The 18,754-nt window shown below is 69.0% G+C and carries 16 protein-coding genes, 1 tRNA gene and 1 pseudogene; 10 read left to right on the top strand and 8 right to left on the bottom strand.

Going from position 1 to position 18,754, the window contains the following annotated elements:
* From ACZ68L_RS14040 to ACZ68L_RS14070, 7 genes and pseudogenes are all read left to right on the top strand, one after another.
* Positions 1 to 648 (top strand): annotated as a pseudogene (locus ACZ68L_RS14040) (hypothetical protein); the annotation flags it as partial.
* A gap of 173 nt (positions 649 to 821) precedes the next feature.
* Entirely contained in the window at positions 822 to 1,181 is a 360-nt protein-coding gene (locus tag ACZ68L_RS14045) for a DUF952 domain-containing protein (protein ID WP_469576950.1), read from the top strand.
* A complete protein-coding gene (locus tag ACZ68L_RS14050) occupies positions 1,178 to 2,122 on the top strand; it encodes an NmrA family NAD(P)-binding protein (protein ID WP_469576952.1) in 945 nt (314 codons plus the stop codon). Before ACZ68L_RS14045 ends, ACZ68L_RS14050 begins: the two co-directional genes overlap by 4 nt.
* Positions 2,123 to 2,178: 56 nt before the next feature.
* Positions 2,179 to 2,802 carry a nucleotidyltransferase domain-containing protein gene (locus tag ACZ68L_RS14055; RefSeq protein WP_469576954.1) on the top strand — a complete coding sequence of 208 codons (624 nt, stop codon included), beginning with the start codon at positions 2,179 to 2,181 and terminating at the stop codon, positions 2,800 to 2,802.
* A 304-nt stretch (positions 2,803 to 3,106) separates the two neighbouring features.
* Positions 3,107 to 3,778: a HEAT repeat domain-containing protein gene (locus ACZ68L_RS14060; protein WP_469576955.1), complete on the top strand. Its 672-nt coding sequence runs from the start codon at positions 3,107 to 3,109 to the stop codon at positions 3,776 to 3,778.
* A 3-nt stretch (positions 3,779 to 3,781) separates the two neighbouring features.
* A complete protein-coding gene (locus tag ACZ68L_RS14065; RefSeq protein WP_469576956.1) occupies positions 3,782 to 4,786 on the top strand; it encodes a MerR family transcriptional regulator in 1,005 nt (334 codons plus the stop codon).
* 26 nt (positions 4,787 to 4,812) lie between these two features.
* Positions 4,813 to 5,508 carry a recombinase family protein gene (locus ACZ68L_RS14070; RefSeq protein WP_469577247.1) on the top strand — a complete coding sequence of 232 codons (696 nt, stop codon included), beginning with the start codon at positions 4,813 to 4,815 and terminating at the stop codon, positions 5,506 to 5,508.
* A gap of 53 nt (positions 5,509 to 5,561) precedes the next feature.
* Here ACZ68L_RS14070 and ACZ68L_RS14075 read toward each other — a convergent pair whose 3' ends face one another.
* The gene (locus ACZ68L_RS14075; protein WP_469576957.1) at positions 5,562 to 6,173 is read right to left on the bottom strand and encodes a TetR/AcrR family transcriptional regulator; all 612 of its coding nucleotides are present in this window, start codon (positions 6,171 to 6,173) and stop codon (positions 5,562 to 5,564) included.
* Positions 6,174 to 6,274: 101 nt separating this feature from the next.
* Here ACZ68L_RS14075 and ACZ68L_RS14080 point away from each other — a divergent pair, with 101 nt between their 5' ends.
* Entirely contained in the window at positions 6,275 to 7,804 is a 1,530-nt protein-coding gene (locus tag ACZ68L_RS14080; protein WP_469576959.1) for an MFS transporter, read from the top strand.
* A gap of 99 nt (positions 7,805 to 7,903) precedes the next feature.
* Here ACZ68L_RS14080 and ACZ68L_RS14085 read toward each other — a convergent pair whose 3' ends face one another.
* Positions 7,904 to 8,383, bottom strand: coding sequence for a VOC family protein (locus ACZ68L_RS14085; protein ID WP_469576960.1), 480 nt, complete (start codon positions 8,381 to 8,383; stop codon positions 7,904 to 7,906).
* Positions 8,384 to 8,844: 461 nt separating this feature from the next.
* Between ACZ68L_RS14085 and ACZ68L_RS14090 the strand changes: the two genes are divergently transcribed.
* Positions 8,845 to 8,963, top strand: a tRNA-OTHER gene (locus ACZ68L_RS14090).
* 230 nt (positions 8,964 to 9,193) lie between these two features.
* Complete coding sequence (locus ACZ68L_RS14095) at positions 9,194 to 9,607, top strand: hypothetical protein (protein WP_469576961.1); 414 nt, start codon at positions 9,194 to 9,196, stop codon at positions 9,605 to 9,607.
* A gap of 408 nt (positions 9,608 to 10,015) precedes the next feature.
* Here the strand turns inward: ACZ68L_RS14095 and ACZ68L_RS14100 are convergent, their stop codons facing one another.
* The 6 genes from ACZ68L_RS14100 to ACZ68L_RS14125 all read right to left on the bottom strand — a co-directional run bounded on the left by ACZ68L_RS14100 (position 10,016) and on the right by ACZ68L_RS14125 (position 18,677).
* Positions 10,016 to 10,585, bottom strand: a complete 570-nt coding sequence (locus ACZ68L_RS14100; protein WP_469576962.1) for a DinB family protein — start codon at positions 10,583 to 10,585, stop codon at positions 10,016 to 10,018.
* A 47-nt stretch (positions 10,586 to 10,632) separates the two neighbouring features.
* Positions 10,633 to 10,914 (bottom strand): hypothetical protein, encoded by a 282-nt coding sequence (locus tag ACZ68L_RS14105; protein ID WP_469576963.1) that lies wholly within the window; start codon positions 10,912 to 10,914, stop codon positions 10,633 to 10,635.
* 171 nt (positions 10,915 to 11,085) lie between these two features.
* A complete protein-coding gene (locus tag ACZ68L_RS14110; protein ID WP_469576964.1) occupies positions 11,086 to 11,310 on the bottom strand; it encodes a hypothetical protein in 225 nt (74 codons plus the stop codon).
* Complete coding sequence (locus tag ACZ68L_RS14115) at positions 11,307 to 11,492, bottom strand: hypothetical protein (RefSeq protein WP_469576965.1); 186 nt, start codon at positions 11,490 to 11,492, stop codon at positions 11,307 to 11,309. The genes ACZ68L_RS14110 and ACZ68L_RS14115 overlap by 4 nt, the downstream gene beginning before the upstream one ends.
* Positions 11,493 to 11,715: 223 nt before the next feature.
* On the bottom strand, positions 11,716 to 12,237 hold the full coding sequence (locus tag ACZ68L_RS14120; protein ID WP_469576966.1) for a hypothetical protein: 522 nt from the start codon (positions 12,235 to 12,237) through the stop codon (positions 11,716 to 11,718).
* Positions 12,238 to 12,416: 179 nt separating this feature from the next.
* Complete coding sequence (locus ACZ68L_RS14125) at positions 12,417 to 18,677, bottom strand: DNRLRE domain-containing protein (protein WP_469577248.1); 6,261 nt, start codon at positions 18,675 to 18,677, stop codon at positions 12,417 to 12,419.
* Positions 18,678 to 18,754: the final 77 nt, after the last annotated feature.

An 18,754-nucleotide genomic window follows, 5' to 3' on the forward strand; every position in this document is an offset into this window, starting at 1 on the left:
CCGGACAAGCCGGGCCATGAGGGGCCGGACAAGCCGGGCCACGAGGGGCCGGACAAGCCGGGCCACGAGGGGTCGCAGAAGCCGGGTCATGAGGGGCCGGACAAGCCCGGCCACGAGGGGTCGCACAAGCCGGGTCATGAGGGGCCGGACAAGCCCGGCCACGAGGGGTCGCAGAAGCCTGGCCACGAGTGTTCGCAGAAGCCCGATCACGAGTGGTCGCACAGGCCCGGCCATGAGGGGCCGGACAAGCCGGGTCATGAGTGGTCGCACAAGCCTGGCCACGAGGGGCCGGACAAGCCCGGCCACGAGTGTTCGCAGAAGCCCGATCACGAGGGGCCGGACAAGCCGGGTCATGAGGGGCCGGACAAGCCCGGTCATGAGTGGTCGCACAAGCCGGGTCATGAGGGGCCGGACAAGCCCGATCACGAGTGGTCGCACAAGCCCGGTCATGAGTGGTCGCACAAGCCCGATCACGAGTGGCCGGACAAGCCTGACCACGAGTGGTCGGAGGACCCGGGGCACCGAGGCTCGCTTTCGAACACGGGTTCCTCGGGCGGCGAATGGATTCTCGGCGGTATCGCGGCGGTTCTCCTCGCGGCCGGATCGGCGGCCACGCTGATCGCCCGCAGGGCGCGTCGACGCGGCTAAGGGTCGTCCCGTAATCCCTGGCGGGCGCGCGACGACAGCTACGGCACCTCGCCCCGTTGTCGGAATGTCCGCATGCATTCAGTATGCGGACGTCCCTCCGCCTTGCGATGCACCGCATCTGACGCCGCGCGCTGATCCACCACGGATTGCGGGGCAGCCCTTAGCTTTGGCCCATGGCCGAACTGCTGCTGCACCTCACCGAACGCCCCTTGTGGGAGGCGGCCCGCGGGATCGGGACGTACGAGATGTCCACCCGCGGCCGCACCCTGCACGAAGAGGGCTTCATCCATTGCTCGTTGCCGCACCAGCTCGACGGCGTGGCCGAGATGCTGTACGGCGCCGGGAGCCGGGCCGGGGCCGGAGACCAGGATCTGGTGGTCCTCGTCATCGACCCCGCCCGGCTCCCGGCACCCGTACGGTACGAGTCCGTCGCGCCCGGCGGCGAGGAGTTCCCGCACATCTACGGCCCCGTCCCGGTGGACGCGGTCGTGGAGGTGCGCCCCTGGCTCCGCAAGGAAGGCGACCCCGTATGACCCCCGCACCCCCCACCGGCCCCACGGGTCGCACCGGCCCGGAGCGCGCCGGTACTCCCATCGTCGCCGTCACCGGCGCGAGCGGTGCGGTCGGCGGCCGTGTCGCACGGCGCCTCGCACGGGCCGGAGTGCCCGTGCGACTCCTCGGCCGCGACCCGTCCCGGCTGCCGGAGCTGCCCGGCGCCGTCGCCGCGCCGCCCGCCCCCTACGGCGACGGGGAGGCCATGCGCCGCGCCCTCGCCGGGGCGCACACCCTGTTCCTCGTATCGGCGCACGAGAGCCCCGACCGGGTGCGCCGGCACACGACGGCCGTGGACGCGGCGGTCGCCGCGGGCGTCGGACGCATCGTGTACCTCTCCTTCGTCGGCGCCGCGCCGGAAGCGACGTTCACCTTCGCCCGGGACCACTGGCACACCGAGGCGCACATCCGGGTCGCCGAGGTCCGATACACCTTCCTGCGCGACAACCTGTACCTCGCGGGGCTCCCGGCGATGACCGGCGCCGACGGGGTGCTGCGCGGTCCGGGCGGCGACGGCCGGGTGGCGGCGGTGGGACACGAGGACATCGCGGACGCCGCGACCGCCGTGCTGCTGGCCGACACCGAGACCGACGGCACCCGCCACGACGGGGTCACGTACGACCTCACGGGCCCCGAGGCGTTCACCCTCGCCGAAGCGGCCGAGGAGATCGGCCGGGCCGCCGGACGGACCGTCACCTATGTACCGGAGACCCGCGAGGAGGCCTATGCCTCACGGGCTCGGTACGGTGCCGAGGACTGGGAGGTGGCCGGCTGGGTGACGTCGTACGAGGCCATCGCCGCCGGCGAGATGTCCACGGTCTCGGACGCCGTGCCGCACCTCACCGGGCACCCCGCGACGAGCCTGGCCATGTATCTCAGGGAGAATCCGGAAAGCTACCGGCATCTGCTGAAGACGGACTGAGCTCCGGCGGACCGGGCGCACGGCGGGCGCCACCGCGGGAGGGAGAGCGGGCGGGCATGCGTACGGACACCCCGTGGGGCCCTTGGGACCCGCCCCCGCTCGACGAGGCCGCCCGCCTGTTCGCTCCGGTGCGCGTCCCCTGGTGGATCGCGGGCGGCTACGCGATCGAGCTCGCCGTGGGCCACACCTTCCGGGACCACGGCGACATCGACGTACTCCTGCTGCGCCGTGATCAGCTCACCGCCCAGCGCATCCTGGCGGGCTGGGATTGGTGGGCCGCCGATCCGCCCGGCACCCTGCGCCCCTGGCTCCCGGGCGAGGTGCTGCCGCCGCACGTCCACGACATCTGGTGCCGCCCCGGACCCGCCGAGCCCTGGCGCGTCCAGCTCATGCTCGACGACGCGGAGGGGGCCGACTGGCTGTTCCGCCGCGACCCCCGCATCCGCCTCCCGCTGGACCGGCTCGGCCGGACCTCGAAGGACGGCGTCCCGTACCTCTCTCCCGAGGTGCAGCTCCTGTACAAGGCCAAGTCCCCGCGCCCCAAGGACGAGCAGGACTTCGCGGCTGTGCTGCCGGCCCTCACCTCGGACCAGACCTGCTGGCTGACCGGGGCGATCGCTCTGGCCCACAGCGCCGACCACCCCTGGGCGGCACGTCTGCGCGCTCACGTGGCCGGCTGACGGTCTCTCACGGCTCCGGACTCCTACCTCTGTCCTCAGGGGAAAAGTAACCAGCGGGGTGGCTTTCGGGTAGTCAGGTGAGTGTCGAGCGGCCGGGCCGGATCGAGCGCGTCGTGAATGCGGCCCAGGCACGGGCGGAATGGCGTTCTGTGCCCGCACCATCGAGCGGCCGGACGAGGTGTGCGCCGGGCGGTTGCCGGCACCGGACTCGGTGGGCCGAGGGTGCCTGGCCCTCTCCCGGCCTGGCTCCGCTTGACCTTGACACAGTGACAAGGTCTTCACTGCAGCCAAGGAGGTGGTCCTCATGGCCATGCCGAAAGAGGACACGAACACGATGCGCGTTCTCCAGGGGCTGGAGAACAACAGCTCGTCGGTCCGGCTGCAGGCAGCGCTGGCGGTCGGCTCGACCCCGGCCCCGGGGTTCATCGGCAAGCTCATTGAGCGATGCGCGATCGAACCCGAGTTCCACGTGCGCGAAATGCTGACGTGGGCGCTCACCCGCCACGCGGCATCGATGACGATCCCGGGGCTTCTCGGCGAAGTCCGCTCGGAGCGTGCGCAGGCACGGAGCCAGGCGTTGCACACGCTGTCCAAGATCGGGGATCGGCAAGCGTGGCCGGCGATCACACCGGCGCTGCTGTCCGACGCCGACGACGAGGTGGCCCGGAGCGCCTGGCGGGCAGCGGTCGTGCTCGTGCCCGAAGGTGAGGAGCACGAGTTGGCCGTAGTGTTGGCGACGCAGCTCGGGCGCGGCGAACGCGAGACGCAGCTGAGTCTCAGCCGGGCGCTGATCGCGCTCGGGGAGGTGATGTTGCCGGCGCTGGGCGCCGCGACGACGGATCTCGACCCTCGCGTGCGCGCGCACGCGATCGCCACGGAACGGCTGTGGCGCGACCCGGATGCCGGATTCGAGTTCGCGATCGAGGAGGCGAAGCGCATCGCAGCCCTCGGCGGGGCCGGCCAGGAGGGGCGGTAGGCAGTGTTGATCGGTGATGTCGCGCGACGGGCCGGGGTCAGCGCCCGCATGCTCAGGCATTACGAATCGCTCGGCCTGGTGCGGCCGACGGGTCGTACCGGCTCCGGCTATCGGGAGTACTCCAGCGCGAACATCCGGCGAATCTTCCACATCGAGAGCCTGCGGTCATTGGGGCTGTCGCTGCACGACGTCAGGCGCGCGCTCGACGACCCCGGCTTCGCACCCGCGGGGCTCGTCGACGACCTCATCCGCCAGACGCGAGACCGCATCGCAGCGGAGACGGAACTGCTCACGCGACTCCGTCGGATCGGTGCCGCGGAACCCACCGGCTGGGAGGACGTCCTCCAGATCGTCGCGCTCCTCCAAGCGTTGGGGTCGACGAGCGCGGGGGCGCGGCAGCGCGCGGCCCTGTCCGCGGTCGAGGAAGTCCCCGTGCCGGTGGAAGCACTGGTCGAGGCCGTGCTGAGCGAGTCGGACCCGAACGTGGCCGGAGCCCTTCGTTGGGCTCTGGCGCAATCGGGCGAGGACGGGCCGGCACTGCTGGCGGAGGGCCTCGGCTCACCAGCGGCCGAGGTGCGGAAACGTGCCGTCCGGTCCATCGCCGAGATTCCGAGCGCTCAGGCGACCGCACTGCTGCAGGACGCCCTCACGAACCCCGACATCGTGGTCCGCAGGTACGCGGCTCTGGCGCTCGGGGCACGTGGGGTAGCCGACGCGGTCCCGACGCTCATCGACATGATCGTCGAGGAGAGGAACGACGCCGACGCCGCCGACGCACTGAGCACACTGGCGAGTGATCCCGCGTCGGCGGATCAGATCGCTACTGGGCTCATCGACTGCCTCGATAACAGCACCATGGGATCGTCTGCACGTCTACGGCTGACACAGGCGCTCGCGGACATCCCGGGGATCGCGACGTCACGTGCCCTCGCAGATCTGTCACTTGACGAAGACCGTGCCGTTGCGCTTACCGCGACATACATTCTCAAGCTGCGCGACGCACGATAGCGAAGCCCTCCTGGGGTGCTGTGCGAGTGGACCCCAGTTGTTGCTGGTCGCCGCCGACAGGCCCACGGCATCGCCGAGGCCCCCGGCTGTACGGAGCTTCACGCCACGCGGTACAGGCGTACCGCCCCGGGGCGGGCGGACACCCCATCGAACCCGCGGCGGTTCACCCGCCACTGCTGCCTGGCCGTCCTCCGCCGGATCACCGAAGCCGATCGGATCACTGGCTGTCCGCACGCGCCGACACGCGACCGGTCAACCTTCTCTGGCACACCGTGGCCCACCAGCGGGTGATCCTCACCGTCCGCGAGCTGCGGCGCCTCGGCCGCGGCGCCGCCGAACTCCTCACCATCGCCGAGGACCTGCGGCACTATGACATCCGGCTCGAACTCCTCACTGGCCCGCTCCAAGGCGGCTACGACCCGTCCGGGCGCGGCGCCGCCCTGTTCGCCTTCTTCGCCGGCGTGGCCGAGTCCGAACGCGAGTGCATCCGGGAGAAGTCCCTCGAAAGCCGAGCCTCCGCCCGCGAGCGCGGTCGGTACAGCGGGCGGGCCAAGGTCTTCGACGATGACATGAACGCCTACGCCCGCACCCTGCGGGCCAACGGCGTCCCCGTCCCCGAGATCGCCCGCAAACCTGTCATCCCGTCCGGCAAGGACAAAGGCGAGCACCCCTCGGTCGCCACCGTCTGCCGTGTCCTTGCCGAGGCGGATGGAACTGCCTGATCATCACACAGAGCTACTTTTCTCCTGGGGGCGGAGGCGGGGGTCCGGGCCCCTCACCTCACGTATGCGCCCGCCCGCGCCGCCGCGACCGCGGCTTCGGCGGCGCGGTCCGCCGCCGCCTCGTCGAGCGGGTCGCCGCTGGCCAGCAGCCGGTAGTAGAGAGGGGCCGACACGGCGCGGATCACCTCGTCCGGGTCCGTGCCCGAGGGCAGCTCGCCGCGCCCGACGGCGTCGGTGACGCAGCCGGACCACTCCTTGACACGGATCGCGTAGAAGCGGTGCAGCGCCTCCGAGGTGCGCGGGTCGCAGGTCGCCGCGGCGATCACGGACTTGAACAGGGCGCCCTGCCGCGGATCGCTGAGGGTGGTGACCACCAGCCGGGCGTTGGCCCTGAGGTCCCCGGCCAAGGAACCCGTGTCCGTGCGGGGTGAGGACTGCTCGGCCATGTCGTGGAGGAGGTCCGCGATCAGGCCGGTGGGCGTGGACCAGCGCCGGTAGACGGTGGTCTTGCCGACTTCCGCGCGGCGCGCGACATCGGCGAGGTCCAGGCGGTCGAAGCCGTGCTCGGCCAGGGCGTCGCCCGCGGCCCGCAGGACGGATTCGCGGACCCGGGCGGTACGGCCGCCGGGTCGGACGGTGCCGGGTTCCGCATCCTCGGGCGTCATAACGGGTCTCCAGTTCCATTAGTTGGTCCGACTCTGTTACGGTGACATTCATCTTAACGGAACCTGAGTTCCGTTACGCCTCCCATCGAGGAAGGGCCGTCATGTCCGCACCCAGCCATGCGCCATCATCCGACGCCACTGGCGTTGACGATGCCACCGACGTCGCCGGTACTGACGATGTCACCGATGTCATCGACGCCGCCGCTCCGGCCGCCCCGCCCTCGGGGATCCATATGACCGGGCGGCAGAAGCTCGTCCTGACTCTCCTCCTCGGCGCCCAGTTCATGATCGCCGTGGACTTCTCGATCCTGAACGTCGCGCTGCCGGCCGTCGGCGAGGGCCTCGGCTTCTCCCTCTCCCACCTGCAGTGGATCGCGACCGCGTTCGCGCTCGCCGCCGCCGGATTCACCCTGTTGTTCGGCCGCGTCGCCGACCTCGTCGGCCGCAAGCGGCTGTTCCTGGGCGGCATGGTCGTCCTCGGTCTCTCCTCCGCCCTGGGTGGACTCGCCACCTCGCCCGAAGTCCTGCTCGCCGCACGGGTGTTGCAGGGCCTCGCCACGGCCGCGGTCACCCCGGCCGGACTCGCCCTGCTGACCACGGCCTTCAAGGAAGGCCCACTGCGGGAACGCGCGCTGGGCCTCAACGGCGCTCTGATGTCCGCCGGATTCACCGCCGGGGCCATCCTCGGCGGCCTGCTCACCGATCTGCTCTCCTGGCGCTGGGCCTTCTTCATCAACGTGCCGGTGGCTGCCCTGGTGGTGGCTCTCGCCCCCGCCGTCATCACCGACTCGCGCCCCGCGCACCGCCCCCGGCTCGACATCCCCGGAGCCGTGACCGTCACCGGCGGACTGCTCCTGCTCGTCTACGGACTGACCCAGGCAGGCGAGTCAGGCTGGACCACGCCCACCACCCTGGCCGCACTCCTCGCGGGTCTCGTGCTCCTCGTCGGCTTCTGGCACGTGGAGAAGAGGGCCACCGCGCCGCTGGTTCCCGTACGCATCCTGAAGCAGAGCAGTGTCATCTGGGGCAACACCGCCGGTCTGATCGCCTTCGTCACCGAGACCTCACTGGTCTTCCTGCTCACCCTCTATCTGCAGGAGGTTCTCGGCTACTCACCGCTCGCCACCGGTCTCGCCTTCGGCGTCCTGGGCATCGGCACCGTGATCGGGGGCGCGTCCGGCGGCCGCGCGGTCGGCCGGTTCGGCAGCCGGACGACCATCGCCACGGGAGGCGTCATCCAGGCCGCCGCCACACTTTCCCTGGTGGCGCTCGGGACATCGGGGGCCTGGATCTGGCTCCTGCTGGTGGCCACGTTCATCGGCGGCATCGGCAACATGCTGATGATCGTCGGCTTCATGGTCACCGCGACCTCCGGACTCCCCGATGAGGAACAGGGCCTGGCCACCGGCCTCGCCACCATGACCCAGCAGGTCGGCATCACGATGGGCATCCCGCTGATGAGCGCCGTCGCCACCGCCCGGATGTCCGCCCTCGGCGACACCGGCCCCGAGGGCGTCCTGTCGGGCGTCTCGGTCGCGATCCTGGTCGACTCGGCCCTGGTTCTGGCCGGCGCGCTGCTGGCAGGTGCCTTCCTCGGCCCCCGTCGGGCGAGGGCCGGTTCGCGGCGGTGACACGGGACGCCTCCGCGGTGACACGGACCTGCTGCGTGGGCCCCCGCGGTGGCGCGAGGACGCCGGACGGATCGGTCTCCGTCCGGCTTCTCCGACCTGTCAGCCCTCGTCGTGCGCTCTCCGCAGCGCGGCGATGTCCAGCTTCTTCATGGCCATCATCGCCGCGGTGGTCCGGGCGGCCTTCGTCGCGTCCCGGTCGCCGATCAGATCGATCAGCGCCTCGGGGACGACCTGCCAGGAGATGCCGTACCTGTCCTTCAGCCAGCCGCAGGGCCCCTCTTCGCCCCCGTCGGTCAGACTGCTCCAGTAGTAGTCCACCTCGTCCTGGTCCGCGCAGTGGATCTGGAACGAGATGGACTCGTTGAAGGTGAACTGCGGTCCCCCGTTCAGCCCCACGAATTTCTGGCCGTTGAGCTCGAACTCGACCGCCATCGCCGACCCTGCGGGCCCGGGACCCGCTTCGGTGTAGCGGCCGATCCTGCCGAGGCGGGAGTTCCTGAAGACCGAGAGATAGTACTCCGCCGCCTCCTCGGCCTGCCCGTCGAACCACAGACATGTGGTGAAGCCCTCGGTGGTCATCGCTGTCTCCTGTCGTGAGCGCATGTCTGTCCGTCCTGCGCGCATGTCCACCCATACCGACTGATCCCGTCCCGGAAACTCGTCGGTCACATTTGGGGTATCGGCGACACCCCGGTCGGCGGCCGGCAGTCGCGGATCGGCGCGCGTCCGGTCCGGGCCGGGACCGATCCCGTCCTCCGCGTACGAAGAGGGCAATCAGTACCGTCCGGCTCCATATGGTCCCGGTGGGTGCGGCGAGAGCGACCGCCGGAGCGCACGACGACGGTGGCTGCATGGACGGTGACCGACAGCATCGCAGCTGGGAAGCGGACCGGCGCGACCGCCCCCGGTCCGGACGCGGAGCGGCAGGCTCCTGGTGACGGCGGAGACCGGTCCCGCCCCCGCATCGGACAAATGGCGGATATCCTAAGGGTGTTGACCCTACGCTCCTCGGAACGGGACCGCGCAGTCCCGCAGGTTGTGGGAGCCGTGGCAGAGCGGCCCACTGCAATCGGCGTGCGGAAGGTCCTCCGCACGCCGACTGAGGGGGTTCGGGCGGACGTGCCCTCCCCGTCCGCGGGTTCGCATCCCGCCGGCCCCGCAGCCGCTCGGCCGATCCCGTGCGATCGGCTCGGACGGTCCGACCCTCCGGGCTGTTCCCGGTGCCGCCCTTGGTGCGCCCCCTCGCGCAACGCGCAGCCGCCCGGCGGCAGTCGCATCCGGCGCTTCGGCAACGCCGCGTACCTGCCACCGACTTCGAACCCGGTCGAACGATTCCCGATGCCCAGGGTCGCTGTCCGATCGTCCTGGAGAGGCGTCTACCGTGTGGCCATGGACGCTTCCCCATTCGGCCGACGGGTCGGCAAGGCCTTGATCGTGACAGTGATCGCCACGGCCATATCCCATCTGCTTCTGTCCGATGGGTTGTCCGTGTCCTTGTGGAGCCAGGCGTCGGAGAACATGGGGGAGGCCGTGGCCTTCTCGGATGGTCAGGCGTTCACGATGGCGGTCCTCAACACCGTGATCGCCATGCCGGTCGTCCTCTGGGCCGGCATGCGACTGCTGCGCGAGCGACGCGTCTACCTGATGGTGCTCGTGGGCATCCTCGGCTGGTTCGCCACCGTCGGCCACGGCATCGACCGTATCGACGACCGCCCCGGCGCGCTGCTCTCCCTTGGCACTCTCGCCGCGTTCGCCGCTGTCACCGCGCTGTCTTCCCTCCTCCTGAGGCCCCGTCGCACCTGAGTGGCGCTCAGCCCACCTGCGACCGTACGAAGAAGACCACTCCCCGGTCCGTCATGGACGCCGCGCCCGGCGGCCCGCGGACCGGCGGGCTCACGAGCACGCCGCCGGAGCCGGGGAAAGGGGGCTCCCGGACGTTCCGAACCGGACCGCCAGGCCCTTGGACGCTCCTGCGGCGGCCTGAGTAAGAAAGTCCACCCGGCCGGCGACAACCAGGCGCGCCTCACGCCTGCCTGCATGCCGAACGGCCCGGCGGCGTCAGCTGATGTGGTCGGTGAGCACGCAGCCGTCCACGAGGGCCGGCTCTTCCTTGAAGCCGCTGGGGATTCCAGTCGCGTCGTCACAGAACAGGTGCAGGAGCCCCGCCCTCGTCCTCGACAGGCAGGGGAAACGATCCTCGCTGAGAGGGCCTCACTGGCCCACCCTGCCATCGATGCGCTCGCGCAACAGGTCGGCGTGCCCACAGTGACGGGCGTACTCCTCGATCCTGTGAACCATCAGCTCCCGCACCGCAATTCCGTCCTTCCCCACACGCTCCCCCAGATCCGGGTGCTCGGCCAGTGCGGCGTCGGTCGCGGCCTGCTCGCGCTCCAGGTCGCAGTACGCGGTGTCGACCTCGGCCTGCTCGGCGACAGCGCCGTCGAAGTCCGCGTCACGCTTGCCGTACAGCTTCGGCAGCGGATCGCCGTCGCTGATCCAGTTGCGCCAGTCCCGTTCCACCTCGGCGAGATGCCGAACCAGGCCGAGCAGCGACATCGTCGACGGAGGTACCGACCGACGGGCCAGTTGCTCCGCGTCCAGGCCCTGGCACTTCAGCCGCAGGGTCATGCGGTAGTTCGTCAGGAAGTCCTGCAGCGTCGCCAACTCGCCGTCCGGGCTGACTCCTTCGTTGTCGCGGGGATCGTCGTCCGGGTCGGCCCACATGTCGGGGTAGATGGTTGCCCGGCTCCAGCGTGCAGGTGTGTCGCTCATACGTGTCATGTTGGTCCGTGAGGGCCTGGGTCGGCCAGTGCATTTCTCAACGTTTATCACTTCCGGACTTCGTTGAGGACGAGGGCGAGGACGAGGGCCAGGGCGGCGCAGGCGATGTCGCCGACCCGGTCGGGGGCGAGCACGACGAGCTCGGGGGTTCGCCGGCGTTCCTTCGCGCCGTCATCACGCCGCGGATCCACGCCCACCCGTGCCGGTACGCAGAAGACCGCACCCGGTCTGCCATGGACGCCGTGTTCGGCGGCCAGCGGACCGGGTGCGGTCGGGGTGGGCGATTCGACCCACGCAAGTGAGGGTCGGGCGGCCCGAGCCGGGATCAAGCCTTCTTGGTCTCCTAGTAATGGGCCAGGTCGGTGACCTGCGGAGATCTTCCTGGTGGGTCGCTGACCTGGCCCTTTATCGATTGCTGGCGATGGGGTACGACGGTCTCGATCGGGTGTCCTGCGGACTGTGTGCGGACTGATTGCCGACTCGGGGACTGCCGTTGAGGCTCAGCCGTCCATGGCGTCCTTGATCTCGTCTCGAAGCCTCTCCTGTCTATTTGCGCTGAGCGAGGCACCTTCGGTGACGCGAAGAGCCCACGGCGTATCACACCAACCGTCGTGGTTCGGATCTGGACAGATGGCGTCGACGAAGCGGTCAACGAGGGCGTCCTTCTGCTCCGCTGTGGCCTCCATGGCGATGACTACTTTCCAGAGCTCAGGCGTGTCACTCATTTCTGAGTCCTTGCTTTGCCGTCGAGGTCGTACTGACTGGCTGGATCACCGGATAGCCGTACAGGTTTGCGCCTCCAGGCGCGCGGATTGCGGGCGAAGGCCCGGCGCATCGCGCCGTGCCGCAGCACGTCGGTGTCGTCGATGCTGTCCGTCCTTGCGAGCATTTCGGCGACCAGCGACATCACCTTCGCGTCTGGCGCGGCCCCGATCCAGGTTCAGAGGCAGAAGCTGGCTGCCATCCGCAGCCCTGGTCTGACCGGCTGTCACCTTTCCCCGCATCTCGGGGGACCTCACCCCCGGCCGACCGATGACCGCAATGGTCACCGGCCGTCATCACACGCCCGAAAGCATCACCCAGTGCACGCGGGCTGAATGTTTGCGTTTGGAAGACTCATACGGAAGCCCTCAAGGCAAGAAAGCCCAGACGAAAGCCGCCAGCATCGGGACGATGAGTATGTCGAACCATCCGTAGCGAAGGCTTCTCGTTGCCGGGATTCTTTCGCCCGCTTCAACGGTCTTCTGTGCCCGAAGTACTGCATGCCTGAGATCCCGCCGGGACCCGCTTGCTCTTTTGCCGTCGAAGATGGAACGTGTCATGGACCACGGCATCACCACCCCGATTCCTTCTAGCTCGATTGCGCCGCCCCTGCCCTCTCTGCCGAGCAGGCGCACGGCGTCCAGTCCTGCACGGTATGTGAAGAGAGGGTTGCACACCGTGACTTTGGTGTCACTCCATTCAATGAACGGCGTGATGCCGATGCGAACAAGTATCCAGCTCACCCCGCACGGCAGGGACAGGGCTAGGGATGCCTCCCAGACGTCTTTTGGTGCACCAGAATCAAAGAACAGGAAGTAGACGGCGGCAGCCATCATTGCTGCGACCATTGCGATGGATGTCGAGAAGGTGACCTTGTTCCTGTAGCGCATTTGGTAATCCTCAATGGTGCATGTCCGGCATGGTCGATTGCCTGCCGTTGGCGTGAATTGTGTGATTGAGGAGGCGGTGAGATTTCCTCCTTAATTCTCTTGCAATCCTGAAATGGTAGGAAAGGTGCCAGGGGTGCCGCACAAATCGTACGACACCCCTGGTTGTCATTGGAAGCTGCCTAGCAGTAACGCATCTTCCAGCTCATCCCGCAGGTGAGCGTGCCGGTCCAGGAATTACCCGCGTAGTTCCATGCCGTGCGCCGGTAGGAGACCCTCATTGCGTGGCTGCCCCGGCCTACGGCGTGTCGGCCACCTCGGGAGAATCCGCGACTCGACTTCCACCAGGAGCCGGCGGCGAAACGGCCCGCGCCGACGCCAACTGCGGTCCATGCTGCGGACTTGGCCGTGGACTTCCAGTACTTCTTCGTGCGCCATCGTCCTCCTCGGCCGTCGGCTATGGACGTGGCGGCGAAGACGGCGACGCTGGCGACGGCGCAGGCTCCGGCCGACGCGACGATGCAGGCGGCGGTGGCGCCGTATCCGGCGTAGGTCCGCCAGTTCTTCCGGACGTGGCGGGCGGCGCGCTTGAAACCGCGCTTGACCTTCTTCCAGCTCCACCACTTTCCGTCCAGGTCGTAGCGGTTGAGCGGGTCGCCGTTGACGTACTCGTACGCGTTGGCTCCGCCGCCGTAGACGGGGTCGATGGACAGGAAGCGTCCGGTGGTGGGGTTGTAGAGGCGGACGCCCATGAGGGTGAGCCCGGTGAGGGTCTCGGTGGAGCGTTGCTTGCCTCCCAGCCAGTTGTAGCGGGTAGCGGCCTGGCCGGTGCGGGGGTTGCCGTACTCGTCGCTGTCCAAGGCGACGGGGGCCTTGGAGGTGTCCAGCGGCAGTTGGAGGGCCACATCGCCGTGGATAGTGGTGAGTTGCAGGACGGTGCCGCCGGTTTTGGTGGTGGTGGCGGCGAGGTCTCCGGAGGCGGAGTCGACGTTCCGCGTCAACGCACCGGTGGTGGTGTCCTCGGTGATCCAGCGGGGGTTGTCGCCGTCGCTGTCGTAGTGGTTGACCTTGGACTGTTCCTGTGTCCAGGTGGTGCCACTGCCGGCTTCGACCTTCCATGAGCGGAAACGCAGGTTGGCGTCGAGCTGCCAGGTCTGGCGCTTACCGCCCGACGTCTGCTGATGGGCCAAGTCGTTGGCGTAGTAGCCGATGGTGCCGTGCCCCGCGAGGGCGGTGGTGCGGCCGAACGCGTCGTAGGTGTAGCCGGTGTCGACGATGCGGTCGGCGCTGTCGTAGGTGTGGCTGGTGGTCGTGCCTCCTGATGTGGGGCAGTCGGCGCCGGGCGTACCGGTCGCAGAGGTGAGGGACTTACGGTTCGTGCGCGCGTCGAAGGTGTAGCTGCGACGCGTGCACTCGGTGTTCCACGTGTCCTCGACCGTGGTGAGCCGGCCGGTGGCGTCGTAGCGGTAGGTCTGGTCGGACCAGCCCGCGTGGGATGCGACCTGGCCGTGGATGGACTCGGTCACCGTGTCGGAGTAGACGATCGTGCCGTCGCTGTCGCGGGTGTAGGTCCGGTCAACGGCCGTGCCGGTGGTGTCCTCGGTCTGCTTGAGGGTGTAACCGCCGGGCAGTTTCTCGCTCGACACCGAGCCGTCGGCATCGTAGGTGGCCTGGAAAGTGCCGGCGATGGAGTCAGCGGTCCTGGTGGCCAGGCCGCGCGGCTCGATGGCCGTGTCATAGGTGAAGGTGACGGTGGAGGGCGCGTTGTCGGTGGCCTTGACCGGCCGTCCGAGCAGGTCGTACTCGGTGGTGGTGGTGCCGCCGTCGGCGTCGGTGTAGGAGATTTGGCGGCCGAGCTTGTCGTACGCCTTGGTGATGGTGCCGCCGGTCGGCGAGGTGGTCTTTACGGCCTGGCCGGTGGCCGGGTCGTACTCGGTGGTGGACTCGGGGACCGCCTGGCCGATGCCGCCGGTGATGGCGACCTTGGTCTGACGGCCCGCGTTGTCGTACGTGGTCGTGGTGGTGCGGGTGACGCCGTTGGCGGTTTCGCTGACCTTGCCGGGGTTGCCCCACCAGTCGTATTCGGTGGTGGTGGTCGGCAGTTCGGTCGGGTTGCTGCCGCCGCCGGTGATCGCGCCTGCCGGGCCGGTGGAGCAGACCAGGTCGGCCCACTCCGGGCGCCCGGCACAGGTGCCGCTTCCGGTGGGAGACCAGTACGTTGTCACCCTGGTGGCGGCGTCCGTACCGTTCGCACCCGGAAGGAGTTGCTTGACCGTGCGGCCCTGGGCGTCGTACTCGGTTTTGGTGGTGATGGCCAGCCCGCCCGGGTCCTGGACGGTCTGGGTGGGCAGGCCCTTGGCCCAGTCGTAGACCGTCTGCGACACGCGGGGCTCGCCTTGCACACCGGGGTGCTCACGCACCTGCGCGCCCGTGGTGACCTTGGTGACCTGGTCCTTGACCTTGGCGGTGCCGTCGGTCGGGCGTCCGGCGTCGTACTCGTTGACCGTCCAGGTTCGTGCGGTCACGGAGGTGCCTGCCGGGACGAGGGTGGTGGTGCCTGACTTCAGGTCCGTGGTCAGGTCGATCCGGCGAAGCGGCCCGAACTCTTCGAGTTCCCGTGTACCGGCCTCGTTGTAGACGGAGCGGGTTGCCAGGATGTCGGCGCGTTCGCCTGCAGGGAGCTGGGCGATGCCCAGGTCGGCCTGGACGGCCCTGTCGTCCGTGGTGAGCCCGAGGGCGACGGCCCGGTTGGCGGCCGACAGTTCACGGACGGTGTTGCCGAACTGGTCGTACTCGGTGGTGGAGATGTGTCCGCCGGGAGTGGCGGAGTTGATCTCGCGTCCGGACACTCCGAGGTAGTGCACGTCGGCCCGCTTGTAGTCACCGGAGGTGAGCGAGCTGCCGGTGTGGGACGCCGGGACGGCGTCGGCCGGGAAGACGGCGGCGGCATCGGTGGGTGTGTCCAGCTGGCCCCACGCCTTCACGTCCGCCGCGCCCATCTTGTACGGGGCGGCGGTGCCGGTCAGCGGCACGTCGTAGACGAAGCTGGAGTGGGCCTCGCCTTCGACGGTGTCGACGGTACCCTGCTTCAGCCCAGGACGGGACGCCTTGAGGAGCATGCCGTCACCGGCGGTGGCGGCGTTGCCAGCCTTGCCGTAGGTGAAGGTCCACGGCAGCTCGCCGGGCGGAGTGAACTTGGTGACCCGTCCGGCGATGTCGTAGGCGTATTCGGACTTCTGCGCGGGGCTGATCTGCGGGTTCCACGCCTGGCGCAGGCGGCCCGTGCCGTCGTACCCGTACATCTGGGCGGACTTGGAGGTTGCCGCTGCCGCACCGGGGGCGGTGGACCACAGGCGGATCTCCTTGACCTGTCCGCTGTAGTCGCCGAACACTGAGTCTGTGGCGGTGGTGGAGGTGGCGTAGACGAACTCAACCACGCGGCAGCCCTTGGTCGCCGGATCGGCGGTGCAGACGGCGGCAGTCGTGGCCGAGGTGGCGCCGATGATCCGCTTGGGGCGGGCCAGCTTCTTGCCGTCGACGGTCACGGTCTCGGAGATGACGGTGGTGGTGGAGTTGGACAGGCCGTCCAGCAGGGTGCTGGAGACTTGCCAGGTGGTGGCCGCAGCGTCGGGCTTGGTGAACTCGGTCACCGTGCCCTCGGTGTCGGAGAGCGTGAACGAGCCGGTCACGCTGCCCTTGAGGGTGAGGTCCTCCGATCCGGGCTCGGGGATCCAGCTGGTCTTGCCCGCGTTGGCGGTGAAGTGGGTCTCTTCACCCTCGGAGTCGACGACGGCCACTGCCGTGTCGGACACCCTGCGAATGTGGGAGAAGTCCGAGTCCGTCATCTCCGCGAGGGTGCCGGTCACCCACTCCTTGCCGAAGATCGGCGCCTGGCCTTCCTGCGTCACGCCCTTGTCCGGGGCACGCGACGAAGCGGTACGCGAGACCGAGAGGTCGAACGCGGAGGCGTCGGTGGCGGAGAGGGTGTAGTCGCCAGTGAGCAGGTTCACCGATCCCGGGCCGACGTTCTCCGACGAGGCGCCGGAGGCGTTGCGGTCCACGACGACAGACAGCGGCTCGGTGCTGCTCGAGGCGGAGCTGGGGCCGGTGAAGTCGGCCTTGATCTGCACGCTGCCGTCGGGGTCGACGGTACTGGTCGCGTTCCAGACCAGGGCGGCGTTCTTGCCGCCCGCCATCGGTACCGGCCACGCGGTCAGAGGTGTGCCGCCGGAGGTGACGTCGGCAGCGGGGATCTTCACCCACGGGTCGGCCTCGGACCGGCGCCAGGAGAAGGAGACCTTGTCGTACTTGCCGGCGTCGGCCTCGGCGACCAGGGGCAGGCGGCGTGCGGTGCGCTCACCCTCACCGGGCTGGATGAACCCGCCGGGGCCCGCGTGGAAGGTGTAGTCGATGGCCTCCGACTTGTTGTCGGCCTTGTCGACGGCCCGAACCTGAAGGGTGTGGGTGCCGTCCCTCGGCGGGGCGATGCTGATGCCCTTGTCGGCACTGGAGCCACCGGTGGCGACCTTGGTCCAGGTCACACCGTCGAGGGACCACTCGAGCCAGTTGTGGTCGCTGCCGGTGGGCGGCGTGACGGTGAACGTGCCGGCCTGCCCTGTGCCCTTGACCCATTTGTCCAACGGGTAGTCCGTCGAGGCGATCTTCGTGGGCGCGGACGGTGCCTTGGTGTCGACCGTAAACGTCTTCCACGCAGACCAGCCCACGTTGTAGTGGCTGCCGTCATAGGGGGAGGTGCGGAATTTGTACGTTTTGCCGTCCGCGAGCATACCTGCGGGGAGGGTCACCGAGGCGACCTGCCCGGAGGGCACGTACTTTGAGACGAGGACGTTGCCGACCTGGGTGTTGGTGGAGCTGTCGAAGACCTGGAAGGTGCCGTTGACCTTGTCACCGTCGGCGTCGACGAACGTGTCGCGCAGCGTCGGGGTGAGGGTGTTGACGGTGTAGGCGCCGCCGTAGGAGAAGTACGGCGGGCCCGCTTCCTGCTTCGTACCCGTGCGCGGCCGGTAGTTGTAGGTCACGACCAGCTTCGGCGGGTTGGACGCGGCGTTGGCGGAGTTGACCCGCTTCCACTGCCCCGTGACGTTCTCGTCGGAGGCGCGCAGGCCCATGTGGGACTTGGCCGCCTTGGCCGACGCCCATTCCTGCACCATCGTGGTCACGTCGGCGTTGATCCAGCCGTCCGGCTGCGCGGTGCACGAGGCATTACCCCGTGTCTCCGAGGAGGTGGCCTTCTTCGCGATCCACGCCGGTTGGTTGGGCGCGGCCCAGCGCGACGACGTCGAAGCGGCGCCGGCGGACCACACCTCCCACGGCTGCAAGGGACACGAAGAACCGGTGTAGTTGCCGGAGTGGAAGTTCCACAGCGACAGCTTCGCGTCCATCACCAGCGCGTCGGCGATCGGGGCGGTGTTCCACGAGATGAAGGACCGGGCAGTGCGGTACGTGCCGTCGGCGTTCTTCGTACCCGGGTTGCCCAGGTCCAGCTCGACGTCCGTGGACCAGTCGCGAGTCTCGCCCTGCTGCACGTAGGTGTCGAAGACGTTCGACAGCGCCGATGTCGACGGGTCCACCGTCACCGGGTATTTCGTCGCGGGGTCGGCCAGGAACTTCGCGTCCGGGGTGACCACCAGGTCTATGGTCGAGCCCTTTTTCACGGCCTTCATCGCCACCGGCACGCGGCGGGTGTGCTCGCCGGAGACCGGGTCGACGGTGGCGTCCCACATCACCGGGGCGGGCATCACCGCGGTCTTCTTGTTCTTCTTGTCCGTGAAGAGCACGCTGCCGTCGGACTGTTGCTCGGCCTTCAGGCCCTTGGCCTTCAACGGCAGGATATAGGTGTAGCTGTCCGTCGTCGGCTTCTGCTTGATCTCGACGAACTGCTCGAAACCGGTGCGCGTGGCCTCGACGACCACGTCTGCGCCGGGAACGGCGTTGACATACTCCGCACGTGTCCCGTCGAGCGTCGGTTTCGGCAGGCCGCCCTTCCACTGGAGGGTGATCTGCTGGTCGCCCTCGCCCAGCGTCACCAGGTCGGTGGCCTTGGCCTCGCGAGCGGCCGTGAGAGACTTCGCCGGCGTGCCTGTCTTCCCTGCAAGTCGCAGGCCCTCCGGGTGCGCGACGGGCTCCACGCCTGAGCCGGATTCACGCAATTCCACATCGACGTCGACCCACTTGCCGTCCCGCTCGAACCGGACCGGACCAGCTGCGAACTCGGTTGTGAGGCTGCCGTCCTTGTTCGCCCATGTCGTGGACGTCTCGGTGCGCTCCGAGAGCGCTTCGACCCGCTTGTCGGACAGCCTCGCCGCGACACGGGCGGAGGGTATGTCCGCTGCCTGGGTCGCTGTCGCCTTATTCGGCGCATCTGCGGCCTGAGGCGGCGAGGCTGCTCCGGAACTTGTCACGTCGAGCAGGGTGATGGCCATGGCCAAGGCGAGCCCGCCCGCTGTCCAGCGGACGTTCTCCCCGAGCCAAGGCCGCCCGCGTTGCCAGCGCGCGGGTC

The sequence above is a fragment of the Streptomyces sp. NPDC104309 genome (assembly GCF_055584025.1).

Bases quoted from the DNA above. Each gene is read 5' to 3' on its own strand.
- ACZ68L_RS14055 (WP_469576954.1), top strand. From the start codon at position 2,179: ATGCGTACGGACACCCCGTGGGGCCCTTGGGACCCGCCCCCGCTCGAC.
- ACZ68L_RS14120 (WP_469576966.1), bottom strand. From the start codon at position 12,237: ATGCGCTACAGGAACAAGGTCACCTTCTCGACATCCATCGCAATGGTC.
- ACZ68L_RS14115 (WP_469576965.1), bottom strand. From the start codon at position 11,492: ATGTCGCTGGTCGCCGAAATGCTCGCAAGGACGGACAGCATCGACGAC.
- ACZ68L_RS14050 (WP_469576952.1), top strand. From the start codon at position 1,178: ATGACCCCCGCACCCCCCACCGGCCCCACGGGTCGCACCGGCCCGGAG.
- ACZ68L_RS14100 (WP_469576962.1), bottom strand. From the start codon at position 10,585: ATGACACGTATGAGCGACACACCTGCACGCTGGAGCCGGGCAACCATC.
- ACZ68L_RS14075 (WP_469576957.1), bottom strand. From the start codon at position 6,173: ATGACGCCCGAGGATGCGGAACCCGGCACCGTCCGACCCGGCGGCCGT.
- ACZ68L_RS14060 (WP_469576955.1), top strand. From the start codon at position 3,107: ATGGCCATGCCGAAAGAGGACACGAACACGATGCGCGTTCTCCAGGGG.
- ACZ68L_RS14045 (WP_469576950.1), top strand. From the start codon at position 822: ATGGCCGAACTGCTGCTGCACCTCACCGAACGCCCCTTGTGGGAGGCG.
- ACZ68L_RS14095 (WP_469576961.1), top strand. From the start codon at position 9,194: ATGGACGCTTCCCCATTCGGCCGACGGGTCGGCAAGGCCTTGATCGTG.
- ACZ68L_RS14085 (WP_469576960.1), bottom strand. From the start codon at position 8,383: ATGACCACCGAGGGCTTCACCACATGTCTGTGGTTCGACGGGCAGGCC.
- ACZ68L_RS14110 (WP_469576964.1), bottom strand. From the start codon at position 11,310: ATGAGTGACACGCCTGAGCTCTGGAAAGTAGTCATCGCCATGGAGGCC.
- ACZ68L_RS14080 (WP_469576959.1), top strand. From the start codon at position 6,275: ATGTCCGCACCCAGCCATGCGCCATCATCCGACGCCACTGGCGTTGAC.
- ACZ68L_RS14125 (WP_469577248.1), bottom strand. From the start codon at position 18,677: ATGGCCATCACCCTGCTCGACGTGACAAGTTCCGGAGCAGCCTCGCCG.